Genomic DNA, 22978 nt, shown 5'->3' with positions numbered 1-22978 from the left:
TCGAGGCTGGACGGGTCATTCGGAGGCGGGCGAGGCGAAGCTCCGCCGCGGCTTGACGCTGACCTTGAGGGTGTGCTCGCCCTCGATCAGCGAGGGGCGCGGGATCACCCGCCGCGCCATCTGCTTGAAGCGGACCGCCGCGGTGGTGGTGCCGGTGGCGGCGAGGCTCTCGAGCACGCTCGCGGGCAGCTCGGGCAGGAGCCCGTGGCGGGTCGAGAGGCCCTCGGCCTGGCGGTAGATCGTGGCCACCAGGCTGCGCGCCGGGTAGGTGTCCTGCAGCGTGTCGATGAGGTCGTCGAGCGAGCTCGGCATCGGCCGCGGCGGGCGGGCGCTGTCGCCGCCGGTGACCTCGATCTGGATGTCCTGGTCGGCGGCGTCGTCGGGCACGCGCAGGCTGAGCGTCTCGCTGTGGCTGCTGCCGCGGTAGTCGCGGAGGCGCAGCTCGAGGGTGACGAGGTCGCCGGCGTGGACGTCGGCGTCGGCCAGGCGGATCGACTCGAGGGTCTCGACCGGGCTGTCGTAGCGCAGGGTCGCGGTCTGACGGACCGCGCGCAGCTTGGCGACCTCGAACTGGTTGTTGAGCAGCGCCGCCATGATCAGCGCCCCGCGGCCGCGGCCGAGCGCGCGCGCGTCGACGCCGGCGGGGAAGAACTCCTCGTGGCGGACCTTGAGCGTGCGCGGGCCCTTGCTGGTCGTGACGTCGATCTCGTGCAGCACCTCGGCGACCACCTCGGTGCCGTCCGAGGCGCCCTCGCCGAGCGCGTCGACGAGCAGGCTGGCGACCAGCGCGGGCGTGAGGTCGACGCCGAGCGCGACCTCGCTGTGATAGACGCGGGGCGGCATGTCGGGCTCGGGCGCCCGCAGCTCGGTGGTCACCGGGATCATCGGCGCGCTGACGTCGGTGCGCAGGGAGATCGCCGCCTGGCGGTCCTGGACCATCGACCCGCGCACGTGCAGCGCGCTCGACAGCTTCACCGAGCGCTCGACGCTGGGGATGATCACGTGGACCCGCGCGTCGGCGATCGGCAGGTTGCTCGGGCCGGCGCCCAGCATCTCGTGGCCGAACGCCAGCAGCTTCTCGCCCTGCTTGCCGCCGACCCACGTGACCGTGCCGTTGGGCGCGACCGCGTTGTCGCCGCGGATCAGCACCACCGACACCGAGTCGCCGCCCTGCCACGTCTTGGCCGGAGCGGCCTTGGCGTCGCCGACGGTCGCCCCGCCGCTGCCGCCGCGCGCGGGCACGAGGCCGAGCGCGTCGGCGAGGAAGCGGGTCGCCTCGCCCCCGAGGCCGCTCACCGACATCGGCGCGCCGAGCGGGGCCAGGCCGCCCTGCGGCGTCAGGTCGTCGGGGCGGCGCCGCTGCGGCAGCGGCGTGGTGGCGAGGCCCAGCATCGCGTCGGCCCAGCCGGCGGCGCCGGGCCGCGCGGTCCCGCGGACCTTGTTCTGCGGCAGCACTTCCGGCCGGAAGGGCAGCTCGCCGACGGCGAACATATTGGAGATCGGGGTGATGCCGCCGATCGGGTCCTTGTTGAAGCGGTAGCCGTAGGCGAGCGCGCCGACCAGCTTGCCGTCGATGTAGATCGGGCTGCCGCTCATGCCGCCGACGATGCCGGAGTGGACCATCCGCGGGTCGCTCGAGCGGAACAGGATCGCGTCCTGGCGCGGGAGGTAGTCGCGGATGACGTCGATCACCTCGATCTCGAAGCGGTCGGTGCCGGTGCCGGAGAAGACGGTGACCGCGTGGCCCTTCATGCCCGGGCGGACGTCGTCGACCGACATGATGTCGGGCCGGGCGGCCGCCGCCGGGCGCAGCGCGAGCGCCCCGAGCAGCACGAGCCCGGCGGCGCCTCCACGGACGAAGCGGCGCATGGTACGGGGCTCAGGACTTGGCATGGCGTTCGAGGGCTTGACGCATCGCGCCGACGAGGTCGTCGTGCGGCGAGTAATAGTACTTGTAGCGGCGGCGCGAGGCGTTCAGCAGCTCGCGATCGAGCTCGCCGGCCGAGTCGAAGAACAGCACGCGCGGCACGTAGCGGCCGTCGGGGCCGTATTGCTGGCTGGACGGCTCCTCGTCCTGGTCGACGTTGATCATGACGAAGCGGTCGGACAGGTCGACCAGCGCCGGGTCGGCGAAGGCCGGCCGCAGGGCCTTGCACTGCGAGCACCACGACGCGTGCACCACCAGCATGATCGGCCGGCCGAGGGTCGCGGCCTCGGAGAAGCCCTCCGTCAGGCCGCGCCAGGCGATCTTGTCGCCGAAGCCGTTGGCCGGCGCGGTGGCGGTGCGCTGCGGGCCCGCGGGCGCCGACGGGCCCGCCGCCGCCGCGCCGGATGATTCCTGCTGCTGTTGACCGGCGTTCGATGGTTTGCCGGTGCAGCCGGCGAGGGCGAGCGCGGTCGCGACGGCGGGTGCGAGGGCGAGCGCGAGGACCAGACGGGTCGAGGTCACGGCCGGCAACCATACCACGCGCGATCTGCGAGATCCGCCGGCGACCCGGCAGATGGCCGGCGTGCGTCGACGCGGCGGCGACGGAGCCAGCGTGCGCCCCCTCATGACCGGTTGCCGGCGCCGCGGAGGCGTGCTGTCATGGCCCCACTCCAGGATGCCGCCATCGCTCAGCGACCTCCTCGAGGATAGCGATGAACTGCTCGCGGCCGTGGCCGTCGACGGCCGCATCCTCGCCTGCAGCCGCGCGCTCCGTGAGGTGCTCGGCTGGTCGGAAGACCAGGTCGCCGCGGCCAGCCTGGTGGCGGCCGCGGCGCCCGAATTCCGCGACAAGGTGGCGAGCCTCCTCGGCCGCGTGTTCGCCGGGGACACCGACGTCCGCGGCCGCACGCAGATGCTCACGCAGGACGGCCGGCGGCTCGAGCTGTACGCCCGCATGCACCGCGCCCGCGACGGCGAGAGCGCGTGGGTCTCGCTGCAGTGCGAGCTCGCGCGCGTGCACAGCCAGATCGGCGGCCTCCTGGCCAACGCGACCTCGGTCGGCCTGATCGCCGTCGACATCAGCGGCAGGATCGTCCGCTTCAACCGCGGCGCCGAGCGGATCTACGGCATCCCCGCCGACGAGGTCCTGGGCCGCCACTTCGACACCCTGCCGAGCGACCCGGACGAGGTCGCGGAGCGGATCCGCCGGCTCTCGATCGAGTTCGGCCGCCAGGTCACCAAGCTCGACACGTACACCCTGCGGGCCCGCGAGTACGGCTCCGACGACCACTCGTCGTCGATCCCCCGCGCCGACGGCAGCCGCGCCTACGTCGAGGTCGTGACGTCGCCGCTGCGCGAGACGACCGGCGAGGTGATCGGCTACGTGGGGATCTTGCGCGACGTGACGGCGAGCCGCCTGGCCCAGGCGGAGCACGAGCGGCTGGCCCAGCGCCTGCGCGGGGCGCTGCTCGCCAGCACCGACTCGATCGTCGTCACCGAGCGGATCATCGACGAGGAGGGCCGCTTCGACCTCGTGGTCGTCGAGGTCAACCCCGGCACGATCCGCCTGATGGGCCGCCCGCGCGAGCGCCTGATCGGCATGCGCCTGTCGGAGTTCGGCGGCTACCGCCGGCTCGCGCCGTTCCTCGCCAAGTACGAGCGCGTGATCGCCAGCGGCGAGACCCTCGACGAAGACATCCGCATCAATTCCGAGCTCATCCCCGGGGTCGAGTGGCTGCGCCACCAGGCCGTCCGCGTCGGCGACGGCGTCGCCATCACCACGCGCGACATCACCAAGCGCAAGCGCAGCGAGGTCCTGCTGCGCAACAGCGAGCAGCGCCTGAACATGGCCCTCGAGGCGGCCGGCGACGAGCTGTGGGACTGGGACCTCGTCGCCGGCACCGTGTTCTCCACCCGCGGCCGCGACAACGCCAGCCACACCTACTCCGAGGCCGAGCTGGCCCACGCGGTCCACCCCGACGACCGCGAGGCCTTCCACGAGGCTGTCCGCAAGCACATGTCCGGAGAGGCGCCCACCTTCCACTGCGAGTACCGGGCGCGTACGGCCAACGGCAGCTACCGGTGGGTGCTCGGGCGCGGGCGCCTGGTCGCGCGCGACCAGGCCGGGCGGCCGTCGCGGCTGATGGGCACGCAGACCGACATCAGCGACCGGCGCCGGCAGGAGGACGAGCTGCGCCAGGCCGTGCGCGCGGCCGAGGCGGCGAGCCGGGCCAAGAGCGAGTTCCTCGCCCACGTCAGCCACGAGATCCGCACGCCGATGAACGGGATCCTCGGCATGGTCGAGCTGGCGCTGCTCGACGACCCCCCGCCGCCCGCGCGCGAGCGCCTGCGCGTGATCCAGGACTCGGCGCGCTCGCTGCTCGCGGTCATCAACGACCTCCTCGACGTGACCAAGATCGAGGCCGGCAAGCTGGCGCTCGCGCCGGTGACCTTCGACCTCCACGCGACCATGCAGCGCACCCTCGACGCCCTGCGCCCGCGCGCCGCCGAGCAGGGCCTGCGCTTCGCCGCCGCGCTCGCGCCCGAGGTCCCGCGCTGGCTGGTCGGCGACCCCGACCGCCTGCGCCAGGTGCTGGTCAACCTGATCGGCAACGCGATCAAGTTCACGTCGCACGGCGAGGTCCAGGTCGAGGTCGGCGCCGCGCCGCTCGGCGAGCGCGTGCGCCTGCGCTTCGCCGTCCGCGACACCGGCATCGGCATCGCCCCCGAGCGGCTGTCGGCGATCTTCGTCCCGTTCGAGCAGGGCGACGCCTCGACCACCCGCCGCTTCGGCGGCACCGGCCTCGGCCTGACGATCGCCGACCGCCTGGTCCGGCTGATGGGCGGCGCGATCGCGGTCGACAGCAAGGTCGGCGTCGGCAGCATCTTCTCGTTCGAGGTCGAGCTGCCGTGCGCCCACGAGGCTCCGCGGCCCGAGACGCGCACCCCGCCGGCGCGCCTGGCCGCGACCCGGCGGCTGCGCGTGCTGCTGGCCGAGGACCACCCGATCAATCAATTGGTCGCGGCCGAGATGCTGCGCGGCGCCGGTCACGAGGTCGCGGTCGTGCACGACGGGTTCGCCGCGCTGGCGGCCGTCGAGTCGACGCGCTTCGACCTGGTGCTGATGGACGTGCAGATGCCCGGGATGGACGGCTGGGAGGCCGCGGCGGCGATCCGCCGGCACGACGACCCACGCGTGCGGTCGGTCCCGATCGTGGCCATGACGGCCCGCGCGACCGAGTCGGACCGGCTGCACAGCCTCGCGCGCGGCATGGACGGCTTCCTCACCAAGCCGGTCCAGATCGCCGACCTCCAGGCCGCGCTCGCCACCATCGGCCAGCGCCCCAACGGCGCCGTCGAGGACTGGGACGCCGTCAGCAAGCGCGTCGCCGGCTCGCGCAAGACCCTCCTCCGCATGATCGAGATGGCCCGCGAGGAGGCGCCCAAGCTGGCCGAGGTGCTGCGCTCGTCGGCCACGAAGGACCCCGAAGTGATGCGCCAGGCCGCCCACCGCATCGCCGGCACCGCGGCGATGTTCAGCGCCGGCGAGCTGCTCGGCCTCGCGCGCGAGCTCGAGGGCCTCGGCCCGCACGCCACCGACGCCGACCGCGTCGCCCGCGTCGAGCGCCTGATCGACGCCATGTACCGCCTCACGGACGACCTCGCGGCCCGGGCGCGCGAGCTGGCGGTCGAGGCGGCGACGTAACCCGCCGATCGGTTCGCCGCGGAGCTCGTAGCTTTCAGACATGTCCATGAGGGCATGCCTAGAAGGCAATGTCTTTAGAAGCATGCCTTCAAGGACATCGACTCTCGAGGCGAGCGCGGACCTGCAGCACTGCATACTCAGACCGCTGCACGCATCGTGCCGGCGCGGACGCGTCGTGGTCTCGTCGACCTGGTCGGCCGCCCGGGCGCGGGCCGTCCAGCCGGCGGGACGCGCGTCCAGCCGGCGGGACGGCCTCGCGCGGTGGTTCGCGTCGCGCCGCGGGTTCTCGCTGGCACGCGGCTTGAAACACCTTGAGACATGTCCCAAGGGAGCGTCGAGGAGAGCAGCGGTGAGGAGGCCGGCGCGCGGGCGCAGGCGATCGAGCGCCCGCGCGAGCGCATGTACGCGTTCGGGCCGGCGGTGCTGAGCAACGTCGAGTTGGTCGCGCTGCTGCTCGGCGGCGGGCGAGCGGAGCAGCGGGCGCTGGCGCTGCTGCAGCGGCTCGGCGGGCTTGCCGGGCTGATGCGCGGGCTGCCGCACGAGCTCGCCGAGGCGCCGGGCATCGGCGAGGCGTCGGCCACCGCCGTGTGCGCCGCGGTCGAGCTGGCGCGGCGCATCGGTCAGCTGCAGCTGCCGGTCGACGCGGCCGTGCGCGGCTCCGACGACGTGCGCCGGTTCGTCCACGCCCACCTGCGCGGCCGCTCGCAGGAGGTCTTCCTGATCATCGGCCTCGACAGCCGGCGGCGGATCCGCCTGATCAAGGAGGTCGGCCTCGGCAGCGTCGCCCACGTCCACGTCCACCCGCGCGAGGTGTTCCGCCCGCTCACGCAGGCCGGCGCCCACTCGGTGATCCTCGTCCACAACCACCCGAGCGGCGAGCAGAGCCCCAGCGAGAGCGATGTCGGCCTCACCCACCGCCTGGTCGAGTGCGGCTGGATGATGGGCATCCCCGTGGTCGACCACCTCATCGTCACCGACGGCGGCTGCACCTCCATGCTGGCCCTCGGGCTCATCCCCGAGGCCCCTCTGCCCGCGGAAACCCCGCTGTGACCGCTGTGACGCGCGCACGCGACTGTGCTACGCCCTCGCGCCATGGACCTGGGTCTCCAGCACAAGGTCGCGATCGTCACCGGCGGCAGCGAGGGCATCGGCCGGGCCACCGCCCGCGCGCTCGGGTTGGCCGGCGCTCGCGTCGTCATCTGCGCCCGCAGGGCCGACGTCCTCGCCAAGGCGATGCACGAGCTGTCCTCCGAGACAGGTTCCGAGGTGCTCGCCATGCCGGTCGACGTGCGCGAGCCGGCCGACGTCCTGCGCCTGGTCGACGGGGTGATGGCCCGCCTCGGCCGCATCGACATCCTCGTCAACAACGCCGGCACCTCGGCCGCCGCGGCCTTCGAGTCGCTGACCGACGACGCCTGGCAGGACGACCTCGACCTCAAGCTGTTCGCCGCCCTGCGGCTGACCCGCCTCGCCATCCCGCACATGCGCGCGGTCGGCGGGGGCAGCATCGTCAACCTCCTCAACATCGGCGCCCGCCAGCCGGCCGCCGGCTCGATGCCCTCGACGGTCAGCCGCGCCGCCGGGCTGGCGCTGACCAAGGCCCTGTCCAAGGAGCTCGCCCCCGACAAGATCCGCGTCAACGCCGTGCTCATCGGCCTGGTCAAGAGCGCCCAGCACGACCGCAAGCGCAAGGACGGCGTCGACCGCGAGCGCTACTACGCCGACATGGCCCGCCAGCGGCAAGTCCCGCTCGGCCGCGTCGGCGAGGCCGAGGAGGCCGCCGACCTGATCGCGTTCCTGTCGTCCGCGCGCGCCGCCTTCATCACCGGCGCGGCGATCAACTTCGACGGCGGCGCCAGCGCGGTGCCCTGAGCCGCAGGCCCCCGCCTTCGTCGCCGGCGCGGCGCTCGACCTCGACGACAGCGCGCTGCGGCGCGCCGCAACCCGCCGCCCGCTCGTCGCGTCGCCTCGGCCCGGGCGCCGATCCGCGGGTTGCGAGAGCCATGGGACATGTTCACGAGAACATGCTCTCGAGAACATGCCCTCGAGCGCATGCCCCGAAGGACACCACGTCAGCGACGCGGTCGCGCCGGCGTGAGCGCGGCCAGGCGCGGGATCCCGGCGGTCGCGGCGGCGAAGAACTCCGGATCGAGCTCCACCCCCACGCTCTCGTAGCCCACCGCCACCGCGGCGGCGATCGTCGAGCCGCCGCCCATGAACGGGTCGAGCACCACCCCGCGCCCGAGCGGCAGCGCGGCACGCACGAGCTGGCGCATCAACGCCTGCGGCTTGAGCGAGGGGTGCGGCGAGAGGGCGCGCTCCTCGGGCCGCGTCGGCGCGGAGGCGATGACGTCGGCGAACGGCTGCTCGGCGGAGATCCGTCGCAGCCCGCCGGTGCCCCACACGCGCAGGTTGTCCTGGACCCGGCCCTCGCACGGCTTGCGGAACAGTCCCCACGGCTCCCACGCGGAGCGCGGCATCACCGTGACGTCGGCGAACTCCTCGTGGGCGTTCTTCGGCCGGTCGCCGCCGCGCAAGGTCTGGACCAGGCGGATGATCTCGGCCCGCTTCTCGAACCCGACGGCGAGGAACGGCCCGTACACGAGGTGCGACAGCAGCGGGTTGCCGGCGATGAACACGTGGGCGCCCGGCACCAGCACGCGCATCGCCTGGGCGGCGAATTCGGCGAAGAAGCGCTCGAGCGCGACCCGCTCGTCGCCCGACAGCACGGTGAAGCGCGGCAGGGGGCTGCGGACGCTGCCGCCGATGGCCGGGGGGATCCGCCACACGCCGCCACGCCCGCCGCGCAGCTTGGCGGTCTCGAGCGCGGTGTACTCCTTGAGGCCGTACGGCGGGTCGGTCACGATCGCGTGGATCGATCGCTCGGGCCGCCCCGCCATCCAGCGCAGGCCGTCGCCCTGCACCAGCGTGTAGCCGACGTCGCCGAGGCGATGCGTGCTGGCGGGGAATTCGTGCTGGGCCGCTGCGACCACGCGCGCGCGAGCGTACCACGGAGGGGCTCGCACGAGGTCACGGCGATGCTTCGTCGCAGCGCCGCAGCAGCACCCTCCGCGCCGCGGCGCTCAGGCGAGCTCCGTCTGCAGGAATTGGCCGATCCGCCGGATCGCCCGCCGCGCCTCGGGCAGCAGGCTCGGGAACACCTGGAACACGTGGATCATGTCGTCCCAGACCTCGAGCTCGACCCGGCCCTGCCCGGCGCGCACGCGCTCGGCCAGCCGGACCGCGTCGTCGTGCAGGACCTCGCGCGTGCCGACCTGGATCAGCAGCGGCGGCAGCCCGCGCATGTCGGCGTGGATCGGCGAGATCAACGGGTCGCGCGGGTCGCCGGCGGGGCCGACGTAGTAGCGACCGAACGCCGCGATGTCGCCGCCGATCATCGGGTCGAGCGTCGCCCGCGTGCGCACCGACTCGCCTGTGCCGGCGAGGTCGGCCCACGGCGACAGCATGAACGCGGCGGCCGGCAGCGACGCGCCCGGGGTGTCGCGCAGGCGGACCAGCGTGGCCGCGGTCAGCCCGCCGCCCGCCGAGTCGCCGCCGAGGGCGATCGATCTGGCCGAAAAGCCCTGGTTCAAGAGCCATGTATAAGCGGACAGGGCGTCGTCGAGCGCGGCCGGGTACGGGTGCTCGGGGGCGAGGCGGTAGTCGAGCGCGAGCACGCGGACGCGGGCCTCGCGGCTGAGCGCCGCCGTCAGGGCCCGGTGGGTGGCCGGCGAGCCGGCGACGTAGCCGCCGCCGTGCAGGTAGAGCAGGACCTTGTCGGCGCGGGCGCCGGCGGCGTGGATCCACTCGCCCGGGACGCCGCCGGCGCGGGTCGCCTCGCGGTAGACGCCGGGCGGCAGGCGGGCCTGGGCCGCCCCGCGGTCGATGGCCGCGCGCACGCCCCTGTAGCCGTCGGGGCCGAACTCGCCGATCGGGTGGCGGCGGCGCCAGTAGCGGATCAACTGGTAGAGGAGGCGGCTCTGCAGACTTGCCATGTGTCCCTCACAACATGTTCTTCAGGCCAGCGAGCGGGTGAGCGCGCCGCTGTCGATCGGCGCCACGGTGTAGCGGGGGCCGATGCCCCAGGCCAGCGGCGAGCGGATGAAGGGCGACGAGCAGTAGATGTTGGGGATGTCGCCGCCGGCGTCGCCGCGGTCGGCGATCGACTTCTCGAGCACCATCGAGGTGTACTGCGACATGCTGCTCTCGAGCGCGTTGCCGTTGAGGACCACCTCGGCCCCGTACCGGGCGGCGTGCTCGCGCAGGCTGCGGAGGCCCGAGGCGCGCGGGTGGTAGCTCTCGGGGCAGATGCCGTTCTCCGAGATGGCGAACACGCCGCGGCCGGCCGCGTGGAACACGATCGAGTGGTTGCCGAGAGTGTGCCCCGGCGTCCACACCAGCGCGAGGCCGCGGCCGAGCCACACCGAGCCCTCCACGGCGATGATCCGGTCCTCCGGCACGCCGTCCAGCGCCTCCTCGATCCACCACGGGCGCTGCAGCGGGTGCAGCGCCTGCAGCGTCTCGAGCTCGCGGCGGTTCACGATCAGCTTCGCGTTGGGATAGAGCGGCGGCCGCCCGCCCTCGCCGATCAGGCCGCGCCGCAGGTCCTGCACGTGCAAGTGGTCGAAGGTGATGTAGTCGATCTTCGCCGGATCGACGCCGAGGCGCTTGCGGGCCAGCGCCGCCGGGCTGTCGGCCCGCTGCAGCAGCTCGGGCGGGACGAAGGGGACGAGGTCGCGCCGCAGCTGGTCGAAGAAACCTGCCCTCGCGGACAGGTCGGCTTCGGTCGGGTTGACGAAGATCGTGCGCACCTCGCCGCTCCAGTCCTCGAACTCGATCAGGTTGCAGCGGTTGCGCATCAGCAGGTACCTGGCCTTCGTCGGCGGGGCCTGCCAGAAGCCGAACGCGACCGGGTACGGGAACGGCAGCAGGTCGATGCTGCGGAAGCCACGGACGGGCCCGTCGCCGCGGAAGCGGCGGGCGAACGCCTCGCCGCGGGCGCGCATGTCTTCGAGGCGGAAGCCTGGCCGTGCTTCGCGCCAGCCGTCGTCGAGCTCGGCGATCGCGCGGAAGTTGGCGGGCATCTGCACCGCGCACGGGGCCGGGACCCGGGGCCTGTCGAACGGCATCGACGTCACCTTATCTCGCCGCCGGTCGGGCGTCAGCGGGGCCTTGCGAGGCGGGCCGCGGCGCCTTCGCAGAGGTGCAGCGGCGACGGATCCGCGCCGCGGGTCGAGCAGGCGGATCGATCTCCGCCGGCGAGCGGCTCGCGCCGACCTCGTGACGCTCGCCCACGACCTGCCCTTGCGTCAGCCGCCGTAGGTGCGCTGCAGGTGGGCCACCGCCGCGCCCGCGCCGCGGAGGTCCGCGTCGCGGTTCGGGTCGAGGAGCGCGGGCAGTTCGGCGCGACCGGTGCGTTCGGCGAGCTCGGCGAGCTTGGCGCTGCCGCGGCCGCTGGTGCGCCAGCGGTACGGGATCTCGAGCGCGCACAGCCACTGGCGGATCTCCCGCGCCGCTGCCGACGTCTCGTCGGCGAACAGCTCGAGCGGCCGCGCCGGCTCTCGCGAGGCGAGCGCGCGCATCCGCGGCAACGCGAGCGAGGCGAGGCCGCTCGACACGGTCGTGAGGGGCCCGAGCCGCAGCGGCCACGGCACGTGGCCGTCGCCGTAGCGGTCGACGAGGTGGCGCACGATCACCGACGACTCGTGGATCTCCCGCCCCTCGTCGACCAGCAGCGGGTACGGGGGCCCGTGTCCGGGGCGAAAGCGGGTGCCGCCGGGCGGGCACGGCCGGACCAAGACGTCGAGGTCGAGCCACACCAGCGCCTCGCGGGCCTTGCGGCAGAACGGGCACGCCTCGAACTGGTAGAGCACGAGCTCGTGCGCCGGTCGCGGACCCGTCGCGCCGACGCTGCCGCCGAGCCCGAATCGCACCGCCGTCGCCGCCGCCGCCCCGAGTCGCGTCATGCTCGTGCCTCTCGTCGCGGGCGCGAGGACTCGCCTTCGCACCGTCGCGTCACGCTCGTGCTCCCGAGCTCGCGCCCTCGAGAATTTGCTCGCGCATACCCCTGCCCTTCGTCGCGCTCCGCTCGATCGTCATGCTCGGGCCTTCGCCAGTTGCTTGCGCAAGAACTCGACCGCCACCTGGCAGAACGGACGGAAGTCGCTGCCGTCGCGCGCCGACCAGCGCGCGATCTCCCGCTCGAGCGCCCCGCGGGACCACGTGCGGTCGCTGTACTTCTTGGAAAGGCGGGCGACGAGGCCCTCGATCACGCGGCGGCGCAGCTGGCGGAGGTGCGGCGCGTTGAGGTTCAACACCTCGTCGACGTCGCGCTCGGCAGCCGGGTCGGTGCCGAAGATTCGGCCCTCGACAAAGCCGTAGCGGACGCGGTGCTCGACGCCGGCCACCGGGTCGAGGGCGAGCGCGGCCGGGCCCTTGCGCACGTCGCAGTGACGGATGTCGCGCTGCTCGTGCGTCGGGTTATCCTGTCCTCCGGGACAGGCGGCGAGCAGGTTGCGGTGGGCCAGCTGCTGCGCGCGGTGCTCGTGCTGCGGCCGCAGGTGCTCGACGCGCAGCGTCTCGAGGTCGATGCGGTTCATGCAGTAGCAACAGATCGCGCCCTGCTCGCGGAGCAGCGCCCGCCGCAGCTCGTGCTTCCACGGGCCGGGGTCCTCGAAGCTGCCGCCGCTCTGCCGGTGCTGAATCAGCGCGGCCGGCTCGCGGCCCTTCTGGATGTTCTTCATCGGCTCGCCTCGTCGTCGTCGCCGGCGGCGAGGAACTCCATCATGCTGCCGAAGCGGACCACCTCGGCGTCGTGCGGGCCGAAGTCGGCGACCAGCTCCGCCAGCGCCGCGCGGGCCTCGGCCCAGCGCTCCTCGTCGATCAGGCGCGCGACGGCGCGCACCTTCTCGGCCGAAAACGGCGGGTACTGGTCGACGCCCATCACCTCGAGGAGGATCGCGTTGCTGTCGCGGCCGAGCGTGTGCGGCGGCCGCTCGACCAGCTGGAAGTCGCGCAGCAGCTTGACCTGCTCGCGCGGGACGAGGCTCAGCACCTGCGGCGAGTGGGTGGTGACGATGAACTGCAGGTTGGGGAACGTGCGCTCGAGGTTCGGCACCAGCGTGCGCTGCCACTGCGGGTGGAGGTGCAGCTCGACCTCGTCGATCAGCACGACCCCGCGGCCCTGCAGCGGGTCGACGAGGTTCGGGTGGGTGATCGCCAGCCGGCGGGCGATGTCGCCGACGAGCACCAGCAGGCCCTGCTCGCCGCCCGACAGGTGCGAGAAGGCCAGCTGCGTGCCGTCCTTGCGCAGCGTGAGCGCGGGGCGCAGGCCGACGACGACGTCGATGTGCGCCGCGCCGGCCTCGCGGGTGGGCCGGCGGCGGAAGCGGAGGTCGGCGTAGCCCGGCAAGAACGAGAGGATCGCCCGCCGGACCGCGGCGAGCTGCGGGTCGACGTGGTCGCGCCGCTCGCGGAACAGCTCGTTCTCGAAGTCCTCGCGCAGCAGGAACCACCGCAGGAAGTCGTCGCGCCGGGCCCCGCGCGACCAGTTGTGCTCGGCGTAGAGGCTCGCGGGGTTGGCCGGCAGCTCACCGCGCGCGTCACCGTCGGCGCCCTCGACGTAGCGCTCGTGCGAGTAGGTGGCGAGGAGCGGCGCGTCGAGCACCACGCCGCGCGACCACGCGTCGTGCCAGCGCTGCGTCCAGCTCGCGGTCTGCGGCGTGTCCGACTGCGCGTGCGTCCAGCGGTCCCAGCGATGGCTGAGCTCGTGGCGCAGCACGAAGCGCTGCTCGCCGTCCTCGCCGGCGAACAGCTCGCGCTCGCCCGCGGGCGGCGGGACCCACGCGAACTCGCCGTGGACCACGCAGCGACTGGCCCCCGCGCGCACGTCGGACAGCGCCAGCCGGGTCGCGTCCTCGCCGAGCCCGGTGCGAGCCACCGCGAGCGCGAGCAGCCGCGCCAGCGCGTCGAGCACGGACGTCTTGCCCGAGCCGTTGACGCCGACGAGCGCGGTGGTCCGCCCGCGCGACAGGTCGAGATCCAGCGCCTCAAAGCCGCGGAAGTTCTCGAGCTGCAGCCGATGGACCCGCATTCGACGCTCGCCCCGAAGTGTAGGCCCCGGCGCGCGGCGCTCGCAAGTGCGCGCCCGCGTCAGTGCTGGGCGCGGCGGCGGAACGCGGCGACCAGCGCGTCGGCGTCGACCTTGCCGGGCCCGACGCCGGGCTTGGGCCGGACCATCCCGAGCGACGCCATGTCGTGCACGTAGGCCGGACGGCGCATGCCGACCAGCACGCACGTGACCGGCAGCGCCAGCAGCGTGAGCACGGCCCGGCGCGACAGCGGCAGCCCGCGCCACGCCGCCGGCGTGGCCGCGGCGAGGCGATCGCCGATCGCGTCGGTGAGGGCCTGCGCGCGCGCGCGGAAGTCGTCCTCGATGGCGTCGAGCGCCGCCAGCATCTGCTGGCCATACTCGTCCCAGAACGCGCGGAACTCCGGCTGCAGCGCCTCGTCGAGGTCGCTCGTCAAGCTGGCCTCGATCTGCGCGCAGTGGGCCGAGATCACGTTGTTGCGCAGGTGCAGCCAGTGCCCGAGGTCGCGGATCTGGCCGAGCCCCGCCTCCAGCTCGGTGCCCCAGCGCAGCAGGTCGCGGATGTCGTCGCCGTACTCGACGGCCAGCCGCGCGCCCAGGCCCCGCGACCACTCGCCCTCGAGCCGTTGCAGCGCGTGCAAGATCGGCAGCGGATCTCTCGGCTGGTCTTTGGGACCTGTCGTATCGGCCAGGCGGATCGTGTACGCGCCGGCGCCCTCGTCGACGAAGGCGTTGAGCGGGCGGTTGGCCAGCACGGCCACGCCCTCGCGGCGGGCCAGCGCCAGCACCGAGGCGGCGCCGTCGGGCTGCGCCTCGGTCAGCGCGCCGAGCTCGTAGAGGTTGAGCGGCAGCTGGGCGACGGCGAAGTGATGCAGCGCGCCGCCGACCTCGCGCGCGAGCGCCAGCGCGCCGCCGAGCGAGACGAACTGGTCGCTCGTCGCCGGCTCGACGAAGTGGTTGGACGACACCCCGTACCAGGCGATCTCGCCGCGCTGCACGGCCTGCTCGAGGAACGCGAACGCGAGGCGCAGCCGCCGCTCGAACTCCGCGCGATCCTCCGCGGTCACCTCGCCGGCGCGGTTCTCGCGGTCGACGAAGAAGTACTCCGGGTTGTGCAGCAGGAACACGTCGATCGTCTGCAGCCCGAGGCGCTGGCGGCTGAGCGCCAGCTGGTCGGCGAGGAACTCCGGGTGCAGGCAGTGCCAGCAGTTGTCTTGATAGCGGACGAGGTCGGGGTACTCCGGCTCGCGCTCGTGGGCGAGCTCGAGCGCGGTGCCCTGGAGATAGCCGGCCTTGGTGACGACCACGACGTCGTCGCGGCTCGCGACCCGCCCTTCGAACAGGTCCCGGAGGACCTGGCCGATGAGGATCTCGCTGCCGCCGTCGCCGTAATTCGCGCTGGTGTCGACGAGGTTGACGCCCGCGCGCACGGCCTCCTCGACGGCCTGGCGGTTCAGCTGCGACTCGACGTGCACGCGGTAGGCGCCGAAGCCGACCGGCGCGACGTGCAGGCCGGTGCGACCGAGCGGGCGAGGGTCCATCCCGAAGCGACGCGCACGCTCGGCGCTCGCCGCCGGCGCCGCGCGCCCGGGCCACAGAGGTCGCTCTTCGTCGCGCATGGGCGGCGAGCAGTACGACAGCTCGCGGGGGTCGTCAACGTCGAGCGTCGAACCGGGCCTCGGGCGGCGCCGCAGCTTGCACGTGCAAGCGCCGGTGGGCGACCATGCGGATCCGGCCCCGGCCGTCCGCCCGAATTCGCGCCATGTTCAGCGCCCTGCGCCATCTGCTCGCGTACCTCCGGCCCTACCGCCTCGAAGTGTCGCTGCTCCTGGCCGGCCTGCTGATCGACCTCGCGTTCAACGTGCTGTTCAGCCTGAGCTTCCAGTACGTCATCGACGAGGCGATCGCCAAGCACGACGAGGCGCTGCTCTACACGATCCTCGTCGCGCTGCTGGCCGCCGTGGTGCTCGCCGCCGCCGTCGCGATCATGCGCGACTACCTCTACGCCCGCCTCGGCACCGCGGTGATGAACGACCTCCGCCTGCGAATGTTCGAGCACCTGCAGCGGCTGTCGAACAACTTCTACACCCGCATGCAGGTCGGCGACATCCTCGCCCGCTTCTCGACCGACCTCAGCGCCGTGCAGAACGCGGTCATCCTCGCCATCCCCGAGACCATCCTCGGCATCCTCGGCGTCACCACGATCGCCACCCTGCTGTTCATCTTCTCCTGGCAGCTCGCCCTGCTCACCCTCATCGGCCTGCCGCTCGCCACCCTCGGCCCGCAGGTCCTGGGCCCCCGCGCCGAGCGCGACAGCTACCTCGTGCGCCACGAGGAGGCGCAGATCGCCAGCACCGTGCAGGAGAACCTCGGCGCCCACGCGGTCGTGCGCGCCTTCCAGCTGGCGCCCGAACAGACCAACCGGTTCCGCTACAAGCTGCGCTCGCTCTACCGCATCGGCGTCCGCTTCAACCTCACCACCTACCTCGTCGAGCGCACGCCCAACCTCACCTTCTTGCTGCTGCAGATCGCCGTGTTCGGGTTCGGCGCGGTCAAGACCTTCCACGGCGAGCTGTCGCTCGGCGCGCTGGTCGCCTTCAACATCCTGCTCGGCTACCTCAGCACCTACGTCACCGCGCTCACCCGCGTGATGCCGCCGCTCCTCATGGCCGCCGGCGGCATCAAGCGGATCCAGGAGCTGCTCGGCGCGCGCCCGCAGGTGCAGGAGAAGTCCGGCGCGCAGACCCTCGCGCCGCTCGACCAGGCCATCACCTTCGAGGACGTGTCGTTCTCGTACACCGGCGAGCACAAGAACCTCGACCGCGTGAACCTCGAGATCCCGCGCGGCACCAACGTCGCCATCGTCGGCGCCAGCGGCTCCGGCAAGAGCACCGTGCTCGGCCTGCTCGCCCGCTTCTACGACCCCGACCGCGGCGTGGTCGCGTTCGACGGCGTCGACGTCCGCGACGCCTCGTTCGACTCGCTGCGCGGGCAGCTGGGGATCGTGTTCCAGGACAGCTTCCTGTTCAACACGACGGTCCGCGAGAACATCCGCATGGGCCGCCTCAATGCCACCGACGACGAGGTCGAGGCGGCCGCGCGCGCGGCCGAGATCCACGACCTCATCGCCGGCCTGCCGGAGGGCTACAACACGATCGTCGGCGAGCGCGGCAGCCGGCTGTCGGGCGGCCAGCGCCAGCGCGTCGCGATCGCGCGGGCGATCCTCCGCGACCCGCAGATCTTGCTGCTCGACGAGGCGACGTCGGCGCTCGACCCGACCACGGAGGCGGCGATCAACGCGACGCTCGAGCGCCTCGGTCGCGACCGCACGGTCGTGGCCGTCACCCACCGCATGGCGGCCACCCGCGTGGCCGACCTGATCCTCGTGTTCGACAAGGGCCGGCTGGTCGAGCAGGGCTCGCAGACCGAGCTGCTGGCCGCCGACGGCCTCTACCGCCGGCTGTGGAACAAGCAGCAGGGCCTCGTCGTGAGCGAGGACGGCACCCGCGCCGAGGTCGAGCCCGAGCGCCTGCGCGCGATCCCGATCCTCAGCAACCTGTCCGACACGATGCTCGCCGCGGTCGCCCGCACCTTCCTCAGCGAGCGCCTCCCCGAGGGCCGCTCGGTCATCCGCGAGGGCGACACCACGGTGGAGAAGTTCTACATCGTCGCCCGCGGCAAGGTCGCCGTGCTCAAGCGCCAGGAGGACGGCTCCGACCGGCAGATCGCCACGCTGCAGGAGGGCGACCACTTCGGCGAGGTCGCGCTCCTGCGCGACGCCCCGCGCAACGCGACGATCCGCACGCTGACGCCGTGCATCCTCCTGACCCTCCAGCGCCGCCAATTCCTCGAGCTGATCCAGAGCGACCCGCGGCTCCATCACGAGTTCGACTCGGTGGTCCGCGCCCGGGTGCACCCGGTGACTCTGGCATGATGGGCGCCGCGGCCTCTCGCGGTCGCGGACGGGGTGGAGGACGTGGCGGACGTGGAGATCGAGGAGTGGGCGGCGGCGCGGCCGCGATCGCAGGCGTCGCCGAAGTGACGTTCAACTACCTCACCTCGGAGTGGGACATGGCCGAGGCGTTCGTCTGCCGCTGCGGCGCCGACCGTTGCTTCGGCAACATCCGCGGCTTCCGTCACTTGAGCCGCGCCCAGCAGGACTCCCTCGCCCCCTCGATCACCCCGTTCTTGCGGCGCAAGCGGGCGTCCGGCTTGCCAAGCGCGGCTTAGCGCCTCTATCATCGGCCCCCGAACATGTCGATGCAGCTCCTGGTGTCCGCCCTCGTCAGCGTCGCAATGGTCGCGCCCGCCTCGCCCGCGGCGAAGCCGGCCGCCGGGGCCGAGGGCAGCGCCGCCGCGTCGTCGAGCGCCCCGGCCGACGACGCCAGGCTGAAGCGGGCCGAGGAGCTGTTCCTCAACGGCCGCCAGCTGTTCAAGGAGGGCTCGTACGAGGCCGCGATCCTGGCGTTCCAGGAGAGCTACGAGCTGTCGAAGCTGCCGGAGATCCTCTACAACATCGGCAACTCGTACGAGAAGCTCGGCGACTTCGCCAACGCCCGCAAGTACCTCGACCAGTACCGGGCCTTCGCGCCGGAGAAGGAGCGCGAGCTGCTCGGTCGGCGGATCCAGAACCTCGACCAGCGGCTGCGCGAGCAGGAGGACAAGGCCCGGGCCGAGCGCGAGAAGCAGGCCCAGGAGAACCAGCCCGAGCCCGGCCCCGCCGCCCCGCCGCCGGCCACCGAGCCCGAGCCCAGGCCCGAGCCCAAAAAGGACCGCGTGTTCGGCCCCGCCGCCGGCGTGCTCACCGGCGTCGCCGCGGTCGGCCTCGGCCTCGGCATCGGCTTCGGCGTCAGCGCCCAGGGCCAGCGCAACAAGGCCCTCGACCACTGCTCCGAAGGCGACGGCCAGACCTTCTGCGACGTCGAGGCCCAGCCCTTCCTCGACGCCCAGAAGTCGCGCGCGATCGGGGCCGACGTCAGCTTCGCCATCGCCGGCGCCGCCGCCATCGCCGTGATCGCCATCGTCGCCGTCAAGGCCTCGCGCAAGAAGAGCGAGAAGACCGCCCGCCTGACCCCCTGGGGCGGCCCGCGCGGCGCCGGCCTCGCGCTCGGCTTCCGCTTCTAGGCCGAGTGTATCGACCAGGTTCTTCGAGCTTCCGATGAACCTTCACTGGCGCGTCGCGCGAAACTCCACCGTCTCCGCCTCGATGAACCCCCGCAGGATGACGGAGTACCGCCCCGGCTCGAGCCAGTGCATTTCCGTCATCGACGCCTCGAGCGTGGCGTTGTAGTCGCGCAGCCAGGCGCAGCCGTCGCACTCCGCGATGACAACCTGTCCGCGCGTACCTTCGCCTTCTGGCGTCACCACCGCGATCTCGTACTCGCCGGCTTCGACGACCTCGAAGGTCCGCCGCAGCTCCAGATGGGTCTCTCCGATGAGGATCGGCTCGTCGGGCGGCTGCATCCCACCCACGACCTCCGGGTCATCGCAACGCAGCGAGTTCGTCCACACGAAGTTCCCGGCGGGATCGGCCGTCAACGCGGGCGCGTCGCATTCCAGCCGCGGCAAGGACGGGAGGTCGGAGGGGCACTCCGTCGCCGCCAGGTACTCCTCGACCAGCGCATCGAGCGACATGCCGTAGCTCGCACGCACGGCCTCGTCCCAGTCGTCGAGTTCGGACGCTTGCGGCACGCCCCGGTACAGCGCTGCAAAGCGCTCCGCTCCGTGGACCTGCAGGAGGTACCTGACGAAGCGCGACGCCACCCAATAGCCGGCCGTGATTTCGCTATGATCGAGCGTCATGTAAGGACGAGGGTCGCGTTCCTCCATGCGGCCGTCGATCACTGCGTCCGCGAAGCCTTCGGCGAGGAACGGAGCCGCCGACCCGTTCAGTTGGTTCGCGATGGTATGGACGATCTCGTGCGTCAACATCGGTAGGTGCCCGGTAGCTCGCAGCCCGAAGGCGCACCCGAGGGCAGCGGCGCAGCGAGAACCGTCGGCCCAAATCGCCGAATAGTCGGCCTCCGTCAGCCAGTAGTATACGACCCGCTTCAGCCCCTCGGCCGGGAGATCGAGCAACTCGGCCGCGCGGCGCGCCGTCGCGTCCCACGACGCGACAGTTCCTCCGCAGAGCTCGAGCCCCAGGCTGTAGTGGTAGTCGACGAGTTCGCCATGGACGACCTCTGTCTCGGGCATCTGCGCGTGGCAGGCCGCCACCAGCGGGAAGACCACGAGACGTGCCGCGAGCCGCATCGCCAACCCTTGTACCACTCGAACCGGGCGCCCGCTTGACCCCCTGGGCCAGCCCGCGCGGGGGCGACCTCGCGCTCGGCTTCCGCTTCTGGCAGATCGCCGAAAGTCTCGGCCCGCCACCCGTCATGTCCTTTCGGACATAATAGGTCGATGCGAGCTCCGAGAACGCTTGGTCACGGTGGCGCCCGGTCGAACGCCTCGGGTTGGACCAGGACGTCCACCTCCCGGGGTGTGGCGAGGTCGACGCGCACGGTCACGCGGTGTCGCCCCGGTTCGAGGAACAGTGCGATCTCGACGTCGGATCCGGTCTTGCTCAGCTGCGCCGACAGGTCGCACGACGTCACCGTCAAGTTGATGTCCGTCCCTGCGGCTGTCGCCCGGTATGTGCCCGCGTCCTCCGTCTCGAACACCGCCGACGTCGTCAGCTGCGGTGGGAAGCCTGGCCACGGCCCGAAGTAGGGCCCGATGCTGTTCGGGTCGTCGCAGTCGCCATGAAAGTGACGGCGCCACCTGTCGCCGTCGCGCTCCATATCGGGGGTATTCGCAGTCGGGTGAGCCGATCCGCCAGACCGTGTAAGGCGCGGCGTAGCGCTCGGACACGTCGTCAAAGCTCTCGCCGAGGGCCGACTTGAACACGCGCTTCGCCTCCGCATACGTCGTGTCCTCGCTGAGCGCGTACAGCCGCATCAACCGCTCCATGCCGTACGTCTCGCGCAAGACCCGGACGAAGTTTCCCGCGGCGAAGTAGTCGAGGTCGCGCGATCGTCGGGCCGCCAGCAGCTCCGCGGGCGAGACGAAGGCGCTCGGCGGCGAGTTGACGCCGTCTTCGAGCATGAATGCGAGCCCCTCCGCAAGCCACGGGCGCTGATACTCGAACCGGTTGAGGTGCCCGTGGACGAGCTCGTGCGTGAAGAACTCGAGTGAAGTGTAGACCCTGCCGCGTCGATCCACGTGGGTTTCCTTCGAACCCCCTTCGCCGGTGCTGTACCGCGTCCAGTGGACTTTGATCGGGCGGTCCGCACGCGGCACACCCGTCACCTCTACGAGCCAGTCGAGGCGTCGCTCCATCCTCTCGAGCGTGCCGCCGCAGATCGGCTCCGAGAACTCCGGGAGCACCGTGAGGCCGTCGAGCTCGATCTCCTCGTGACATGCCGCGACGGCCACAAAGACGCCGAGCGTCAGGGGCACGCCCGCGTGCCATGCTACTGGTTCGCCTCGCTCGGACCACTGGTCGGCACCTCGCTCGAGTCTTCCTTCGGGTGAGGCCCCTGGCAGTGGCACAAGCTGAGGCCGTCGGCCTGATCGCAGATGGACGCATTGAAGCCACACTCCCTGTGATGGTTGAGGCAAGGGCCCACGACCTGGCACAGACTGCTCGTCTCGTGCGACTTGCAGGTCCCGTACTTCGTCGGGTCTTGCGGCTCTACGCCGAGCTCGTAGATGCACTGCTAGCCCGCCGGGCAAGTGTATTGATCGGAGCCATGTATCTGGCACGCGCTCGGCGGCTTCTTCTTGCCGCAGCCGTCACTGCAGCCGCCGCACGCGCTCCCGAGCGCGTGCGCAACCAAAACCTTCGCGGACATTTTCACGGCTCTTCCCTCCCATATCGACGCTAACGCGGCCTGCGAGCTCGGCAACCGCGGAGAGGTGGATGATCCTTCAGTTCGGGCTTGCCAAGCTGTCGTAGAGCACCGAGGCGAGGCCGCAATCGTCGTCAGATGTGATGTGCGAAGGGGCGGTCGACGGCCCTCGCTCGGCCCACCGGCGGGGCACTCGCCCCGGAGGCCACGGCGCCGCTCGCTCCGCGACGGGGCGGTCGCGGACGACCATCCGCGCCGGCGCGCCGCGAGCCAACCGGCTGGCAAGGCGGGTACAGGCGTGAAATTCTCCGCGGCCGACGCTATCCTCCGCAGGCTATGCGGCGCCTCGCGCTCACCACCCTCGCGCTCGCAACCGCCTGCGGCGACGCCAGCGGGCAGGGGTCGGGCTTCAGCACGAGCATCACCACAGCGCCGCCGGGGACCTCGTCTTCTTCGACCGGCGCCGACGCGTCGACGTCATCGTCGTCATCATCGACCGCCGCGAGCGAGGACTCGACCGCGTCGAGCACGACGAGCTCGAGCACCGCGAGCAACATCCCCGACCTCGGCGTGATCCCCGACGGCGGCGACGGCCCTCCGCCCGGCTGCAAGGGCAAGGTCGACTTCGTGTTCACGATCAGCGGCCATCCGACGATGACGCCGAAGCAAGAGCGGCTCAAGGCGAGCTTTCCGGGCTTCATCGCCACGCTCGAGAGCGAGTTCGCGGACTTCGACTATCACATCCTGTCCGCCAACACTGCCGGCTTCTGGGGCTACCCGAGCTGTGCGGGCTGCGACGACGTGTGCGCCGAACTGCCCGAATTTCCGTGCGGTACGCCGCCGCAGCCGTGCGACCTCGTCCGCGGGGCCGGGACGACCTACCCGATCGGGAAGGACGCGAGCAACCAGCGCTGCGAGCTCGCGAGCGGCCTCCGCTACATCACCGCCGGCCAGCCCGACCTCGTGGACGCGTTCACCTGCATCGCCTCGATGGGAGCCAACGGCTCCGACCAGGTCGCAGGGGTCACCGTGATGGCCCTCGCCGACGAGCTGAACCATGCCCCCGGCGCCTGCAACGAGGGCTTCCTCCGCGACGACGCGCTCCTCGTCGTCGTCGCGATCCAGGACACCTACGACGAGTTCAGCGAAGGCAGTCCGGAGGACTGGCGAGACGCCCTGGTGGAGGCGAAGGGCGGCGACGCCGACGCCGTGGTACTCCTCGTGATCTCGACCGACATCGACGACCCGGACGGTCTGTGCGGCTACGACCCCAACAATGTCGAGCACGAGCTCCGCACCTGGGCCGAGCTCATGCAACCCAACGCACTGTTCGGCTCGATCTGCGCCGCGGGGTACAGCGACTACTTCGCGACCGTGGCGAAGATGATCAAGTCGCAGTGCGACGTGTTCGTGCCGCAGTGACG

General features: G+C 72.1%; 18 protein-coding genes. 7 read left to right on the top strand and 11 right to left on the bottom strand.

Features of this window, described 5'->3' with window-relative positions:
* Positions 1–15: 15 nt before the first annotated feature.
* Positions 16–1869 carry a SpoIVB peptidase S55 domain-containing protein gene (locus K7C98_RS30025; RefSeq protein ID WP_224195235.1) on the bottom strand — a complete coding sequence of 618 codons (1854 nt, stop codon included), beginning with the start codon at positions 1867–1869 and terminating at the stop codon, positions 16–18.
* Between the two features lie 10 nt (positions 1870–1879).
* Entirely contained in the window at positions 1880–2449 is a 570-nt protein-coding gene (locus K7C98_RS30020; protein WP_224195234.1) for a thioredoxin family protein, read from the bottom strand.
* Between the two features lie 154 nt (positions 2450–2603).
* Between K7C98_RS30020 and K7C98_RS30015 the strand changes: the two genes are divergently transcribed.
* From K7C98_RS30015 to K7C98_RS30005, 3 genes are all read left to right on the top strand, one after another.
* Positions 2604–5633: a PAS domain S-box protein gene (locus K7C98_RS30015; protein ID WP_224195233.1), complete on the top strand. Its 3030-nt coding sequence runs from the start codon at positions 2604–2606 to the stop codon at positions 5631–5633.
* A gap of 318 nt (positions 5634–5951) precedes the next feature.
* Complete coding sequence (gene radC, locus K7C98_RS30010; protein ID WP_224195232.1) at positions 5952–6683, top strand: RadC family protein; 732 nt, start codon at positions 5952–5954, stop codon at positions 6681–6683.
* A gap of 42 nt (positions 6684–6725) precedes the next feature.
* Complete coding sequence (locus K7C98_RS30005) at positions 6726–7505, top strand: SDR family NAD(P)-dependent oxidoreductase (protein ID WP_224195231.1); 780 nt, start codon at positions 6726–6728, stop codon at positions 7503–7505.
* 200 nt (positions 7506–7705) lie between these two features.
* Here K7C98_RS30005 and K7C98_RS45100 read toward each other — a convergent pair whose 3' ends face one another.
* The 7 genes from K7C98_RS45100 to K7C98_RS29970 all read right to left on the bottom strand — a co-directional run bounded on the left by K7C98_RS45100 (position 7706) and on the right by K7C98_RS29970 (position 15341).
* A complete protein-coding gene (locus K7C98_RS45100; RefSeq protein ID WP_224195230.1) occupies positions 7706–8626 on the bottom strand; it encodes a DNA-methyltransferase in 921 nt (306 codons plus the stop codon).
* A gap of 90 nt (positions 8627–8716) precedes the next feature.
* Positions 8717–9628, bottom strand: a complete 912-nt coding sequence (locus K7C98_RS29995; RefSeq protein ID WP_224195229.1) for an alpha/beta hydrolase — start codon at positions 9626–9628, stop codon at positions 8717–8719.
* 21 nt (positions 9629–9649) lie between these two features.
* Positions 9650–10762 carry a hypothetical protein gene (locus K7C98_RS29990; protein ID WP_224195228.1) on the bottom strand — a complete coding sequence of 371 codons (1113 nt, stop codon included), beginning with the start codon at positions 10760–10762 and terminating at the stop codon, positions 9650–9652.
* A gap of 180 nt (positions 10763–10942) precedes the next feature.
* Positions 10943–11599: a glutathione S-transferase N-terminal domain-containing protein gene (locus K7C98_RS29985; protein WP_224195227.1), complete on the bottom strand. Its 657-nt coding sequence runs from the start codon at positions 11597–11599 to the stop codon at positions 10943–10945.
* A gap of 129 nt (positions 11600–11728) precedes the next feature.
* Positions 11729–12376: a retron system putative HNH endonuclease gene (locus tag K7C98_RS29980; RefSeq protein WP_224195226.1), complete on the bottom strand. Its 648-nt coding sequence runs from the start codon at positions 12374–12376 to the stop codon at positions 11729–11731.
* Complete coding sequence (locus tag K7C98_RS29975; RefSeq protein WP_224195225.1) at positions 12373–13725, bottom strand: AAA family ATPase; 1353 nt, start codon at positions 13723–13725, stop codon at positions 12373–12375. The genes K7C98_RS29980 and K7C98_RS29975 overlap by 4 nt, the downstream gene beginning before the upstream one ends.
* Before the next feature lie 59 nt (positions 13726–13784).
* On the bottom strand, positions 13785–15341 hold the full coding sequence (locus tag K7C98_RS29970) for an aldo/keto reductase (protein ID WP_224195224.1): 1557 nt from the start codon (positions 15339–15341) through the stop codon (positions 13785–13787).
* A gap of 143 nt (positions 15342–15484) precedes the next feature.
* On the opposite strand from K7C98_RS29970, the gene K7C98_RS29965 reads away from it, so the two are divergent.
* From K7C98_RS29965 to K7C98_RS29955, 3 genes are all read left to right on the top strand, one after another.
* Positions 15485–17656 carry an ABC transporter transmembrane domain-containing protein gene (locus K7C98_RS29965; RefSeq protein WP_224195223.1) on the top strand — a complete coding sequence of 724 codons (2172 nt, stop codon included), beginning with the start codon at positions 15485–15487 and terminating at the stop codon, positions 17654–17656.
* 104 nt (positions 17657–17760) lie between these two features.
* Entirely contained in the window at positions 17761–17952 is a 192-nt protein-coding gene (locus K7C98_RS29960; protein ID WP_224195222.1) for a hypothetical protein, read from the top strand.
* A gap of 24 nt (positions 17953–17976) precedes the next feature.
* A complete protein-coding gene (locus tag K7C98_RS29955; RefSeq protein ID WP_224195221.1) occupies positions 17977–18846 on the top strand; it encodes a tetratricopeptide repeat protein in 870 nt (289 codons plus the stop codon).
* A 42-nt stretch (positions 18847–18888) separates the two neighbouring features.
* Here K7C98_RS29955 and K7C98_RS29950 read toward each other — a convergent pair whose 3' ends face one another.
* Both K7C98_RS29950 and K7C98_RS29945 read right to left on the bottom strand, forming a co-directional pair.
* Entirely contained in the window at positions 18889–19974 is a 1086-nt protein-coding gene (locus K7C98_RS29950; protein ID WP_224195220.1) for a hypothetical protein, read from the bottom strand.
* Positions 19975–20097: 123 nt separating this feature from the next.
* Positions 20098–21162 (bottom strand): hypothetical protein, encoded by a 1065-nt coding sequence (locus K7C98_RS29945; protein ID WP_224195219.1) that lies wholly within the window; start codon positions 21160–21162, stop codon positions 20098–20100.
* Between the two features lie 728 nt (positions 21163–21890).
* On the opposite strand from K7C98_RS29945, the gene K7C98_RS29940 reads away from it, so the two are divergent.
* Entirely contained in the window at positions 21891–22976 is a 1086-nt protein-coding gene (locus K7C98_RS29940; RefSeq protein WP_224195218.1) for a hypothetical protein, read from the top strand.
* Positions 22977–22978 lie beyond the last annotated feature (2 nt).

Source organism: Nannocystis pusilla, assembly GCF_020073745.1.
Classification (GTDB): domain Bacteria; phylum Myxococcota_A; class Polyangia; order Nannocystales; family Nannocystaceae; genus Nannocystis; species Nannocystis radixulma.
The sequence above is the reverse complement of the archived record's forward strand: the minus strand, read 5'-3'. Positions and strand labels throughout refer to the sequence as shown.

Bases quoted from the DNA above. Each gene is read 5' to 3' on its own strand.
- K7C98_RS30025 (WP_224195235.1), bottom strand. From the start codon at position 1,869: ATGCGCCGCTTCGTCCGTGGAGGCGCCGCCGGGCTCGTGCTGCTCGGG.
- K7C98_RS30015 (WP_224195233.1), top strand. From the start codon at position 2,604: ATGCCGCCATCGCTCAGCGACCTCCTCGAGGATAGCGATGAACTGCTC.
- radC (WP_224195232.1), top strand. From the start codon at position 5,952: ATGTCCCAAGGGAGCGTCGAGGAGAGCAGCGGTGAGGAGGCCGGCGCG.
- K7C98_RS30005 (WP_224195231.1), top strand. From the start codon at position 6,726: ATGGACCTGGGTCTCCAGCACAAGGTCGCGATCGTCACCGGCGGCAGC.
- K7C98_RS29995 (WP_224195229.1), bottom strand. From the start codon at position 9,628: ATGGCAAGTCTGCAGAGCCGCCTCCTCTACCAGTTGATCCGCTACTGG.
- K7C98_RS29990 (WP_224195228.1), bottom strand. From the start codon at position 10,762: ATGCCGTTCGACAGGCCCCGGGTCCCGGCCCCGTGCGCGGTGCAGATG.
- K7C98_RS29985 (WP_224195227.1), bottom strand. From the start codon at position 11,599: ATGACGCGACTCGGGGCGGCGGCGGCGACGGCGGTGCGATTCGGGCTC.
- K7C98_RS29980 (WP_224195226.1), bottom strand. From the start codon at position 12,376: ATGAAGAACATCCAGAAGGGCCGCGAGCCGGCCGCGCTGATTCAGCAC.
- K7C98_RS29975 (WP_224195225.1), bottom strand. From the start codon at position 13,725: ATGCGGGTCCATCGGCTGCAGCTCGAGAACTTCCGCGGCTTTGAGGCG.
- K7C98_RS29970 (WP_224195224.1), bottom strand. From the start codon at position 15,341: ATGCGCGACGAAGAGCGACCTCTGTGGCCCGGGCGCGCGGCGCCGGCG.
- K7C98_RS29965 (WP_224195223.1), top strand. From the start codon at position 15,485: ATGTTCAGCGCCCTGCGCCATCTGCTCGCGTACCTCCGGCCCTACCGC.
- K7C98_RS29955 (WP_224195221.1), top strand. From the start codon at position 17,977: ATGTCGATGCAGCTCCTGGTGTCCGCCCTCGTCAGCGTCGCAATGGTC.
- K7C98_RS29950 (WP_224195220.1), bottom strand. From the start codon at position 19,974: ATGCGGCTCGCGGCACGTCTCGTGGTCTTCCCGCTGGTGGCGGCCTGC.
- K7C98_RS29940 (WP_224195218.1), top strand. From the start codon at position 21,891: ATGCGGCGCCTCGCGCTCACCACCCTCGCGCTCGCAACCGCCTGCGGC.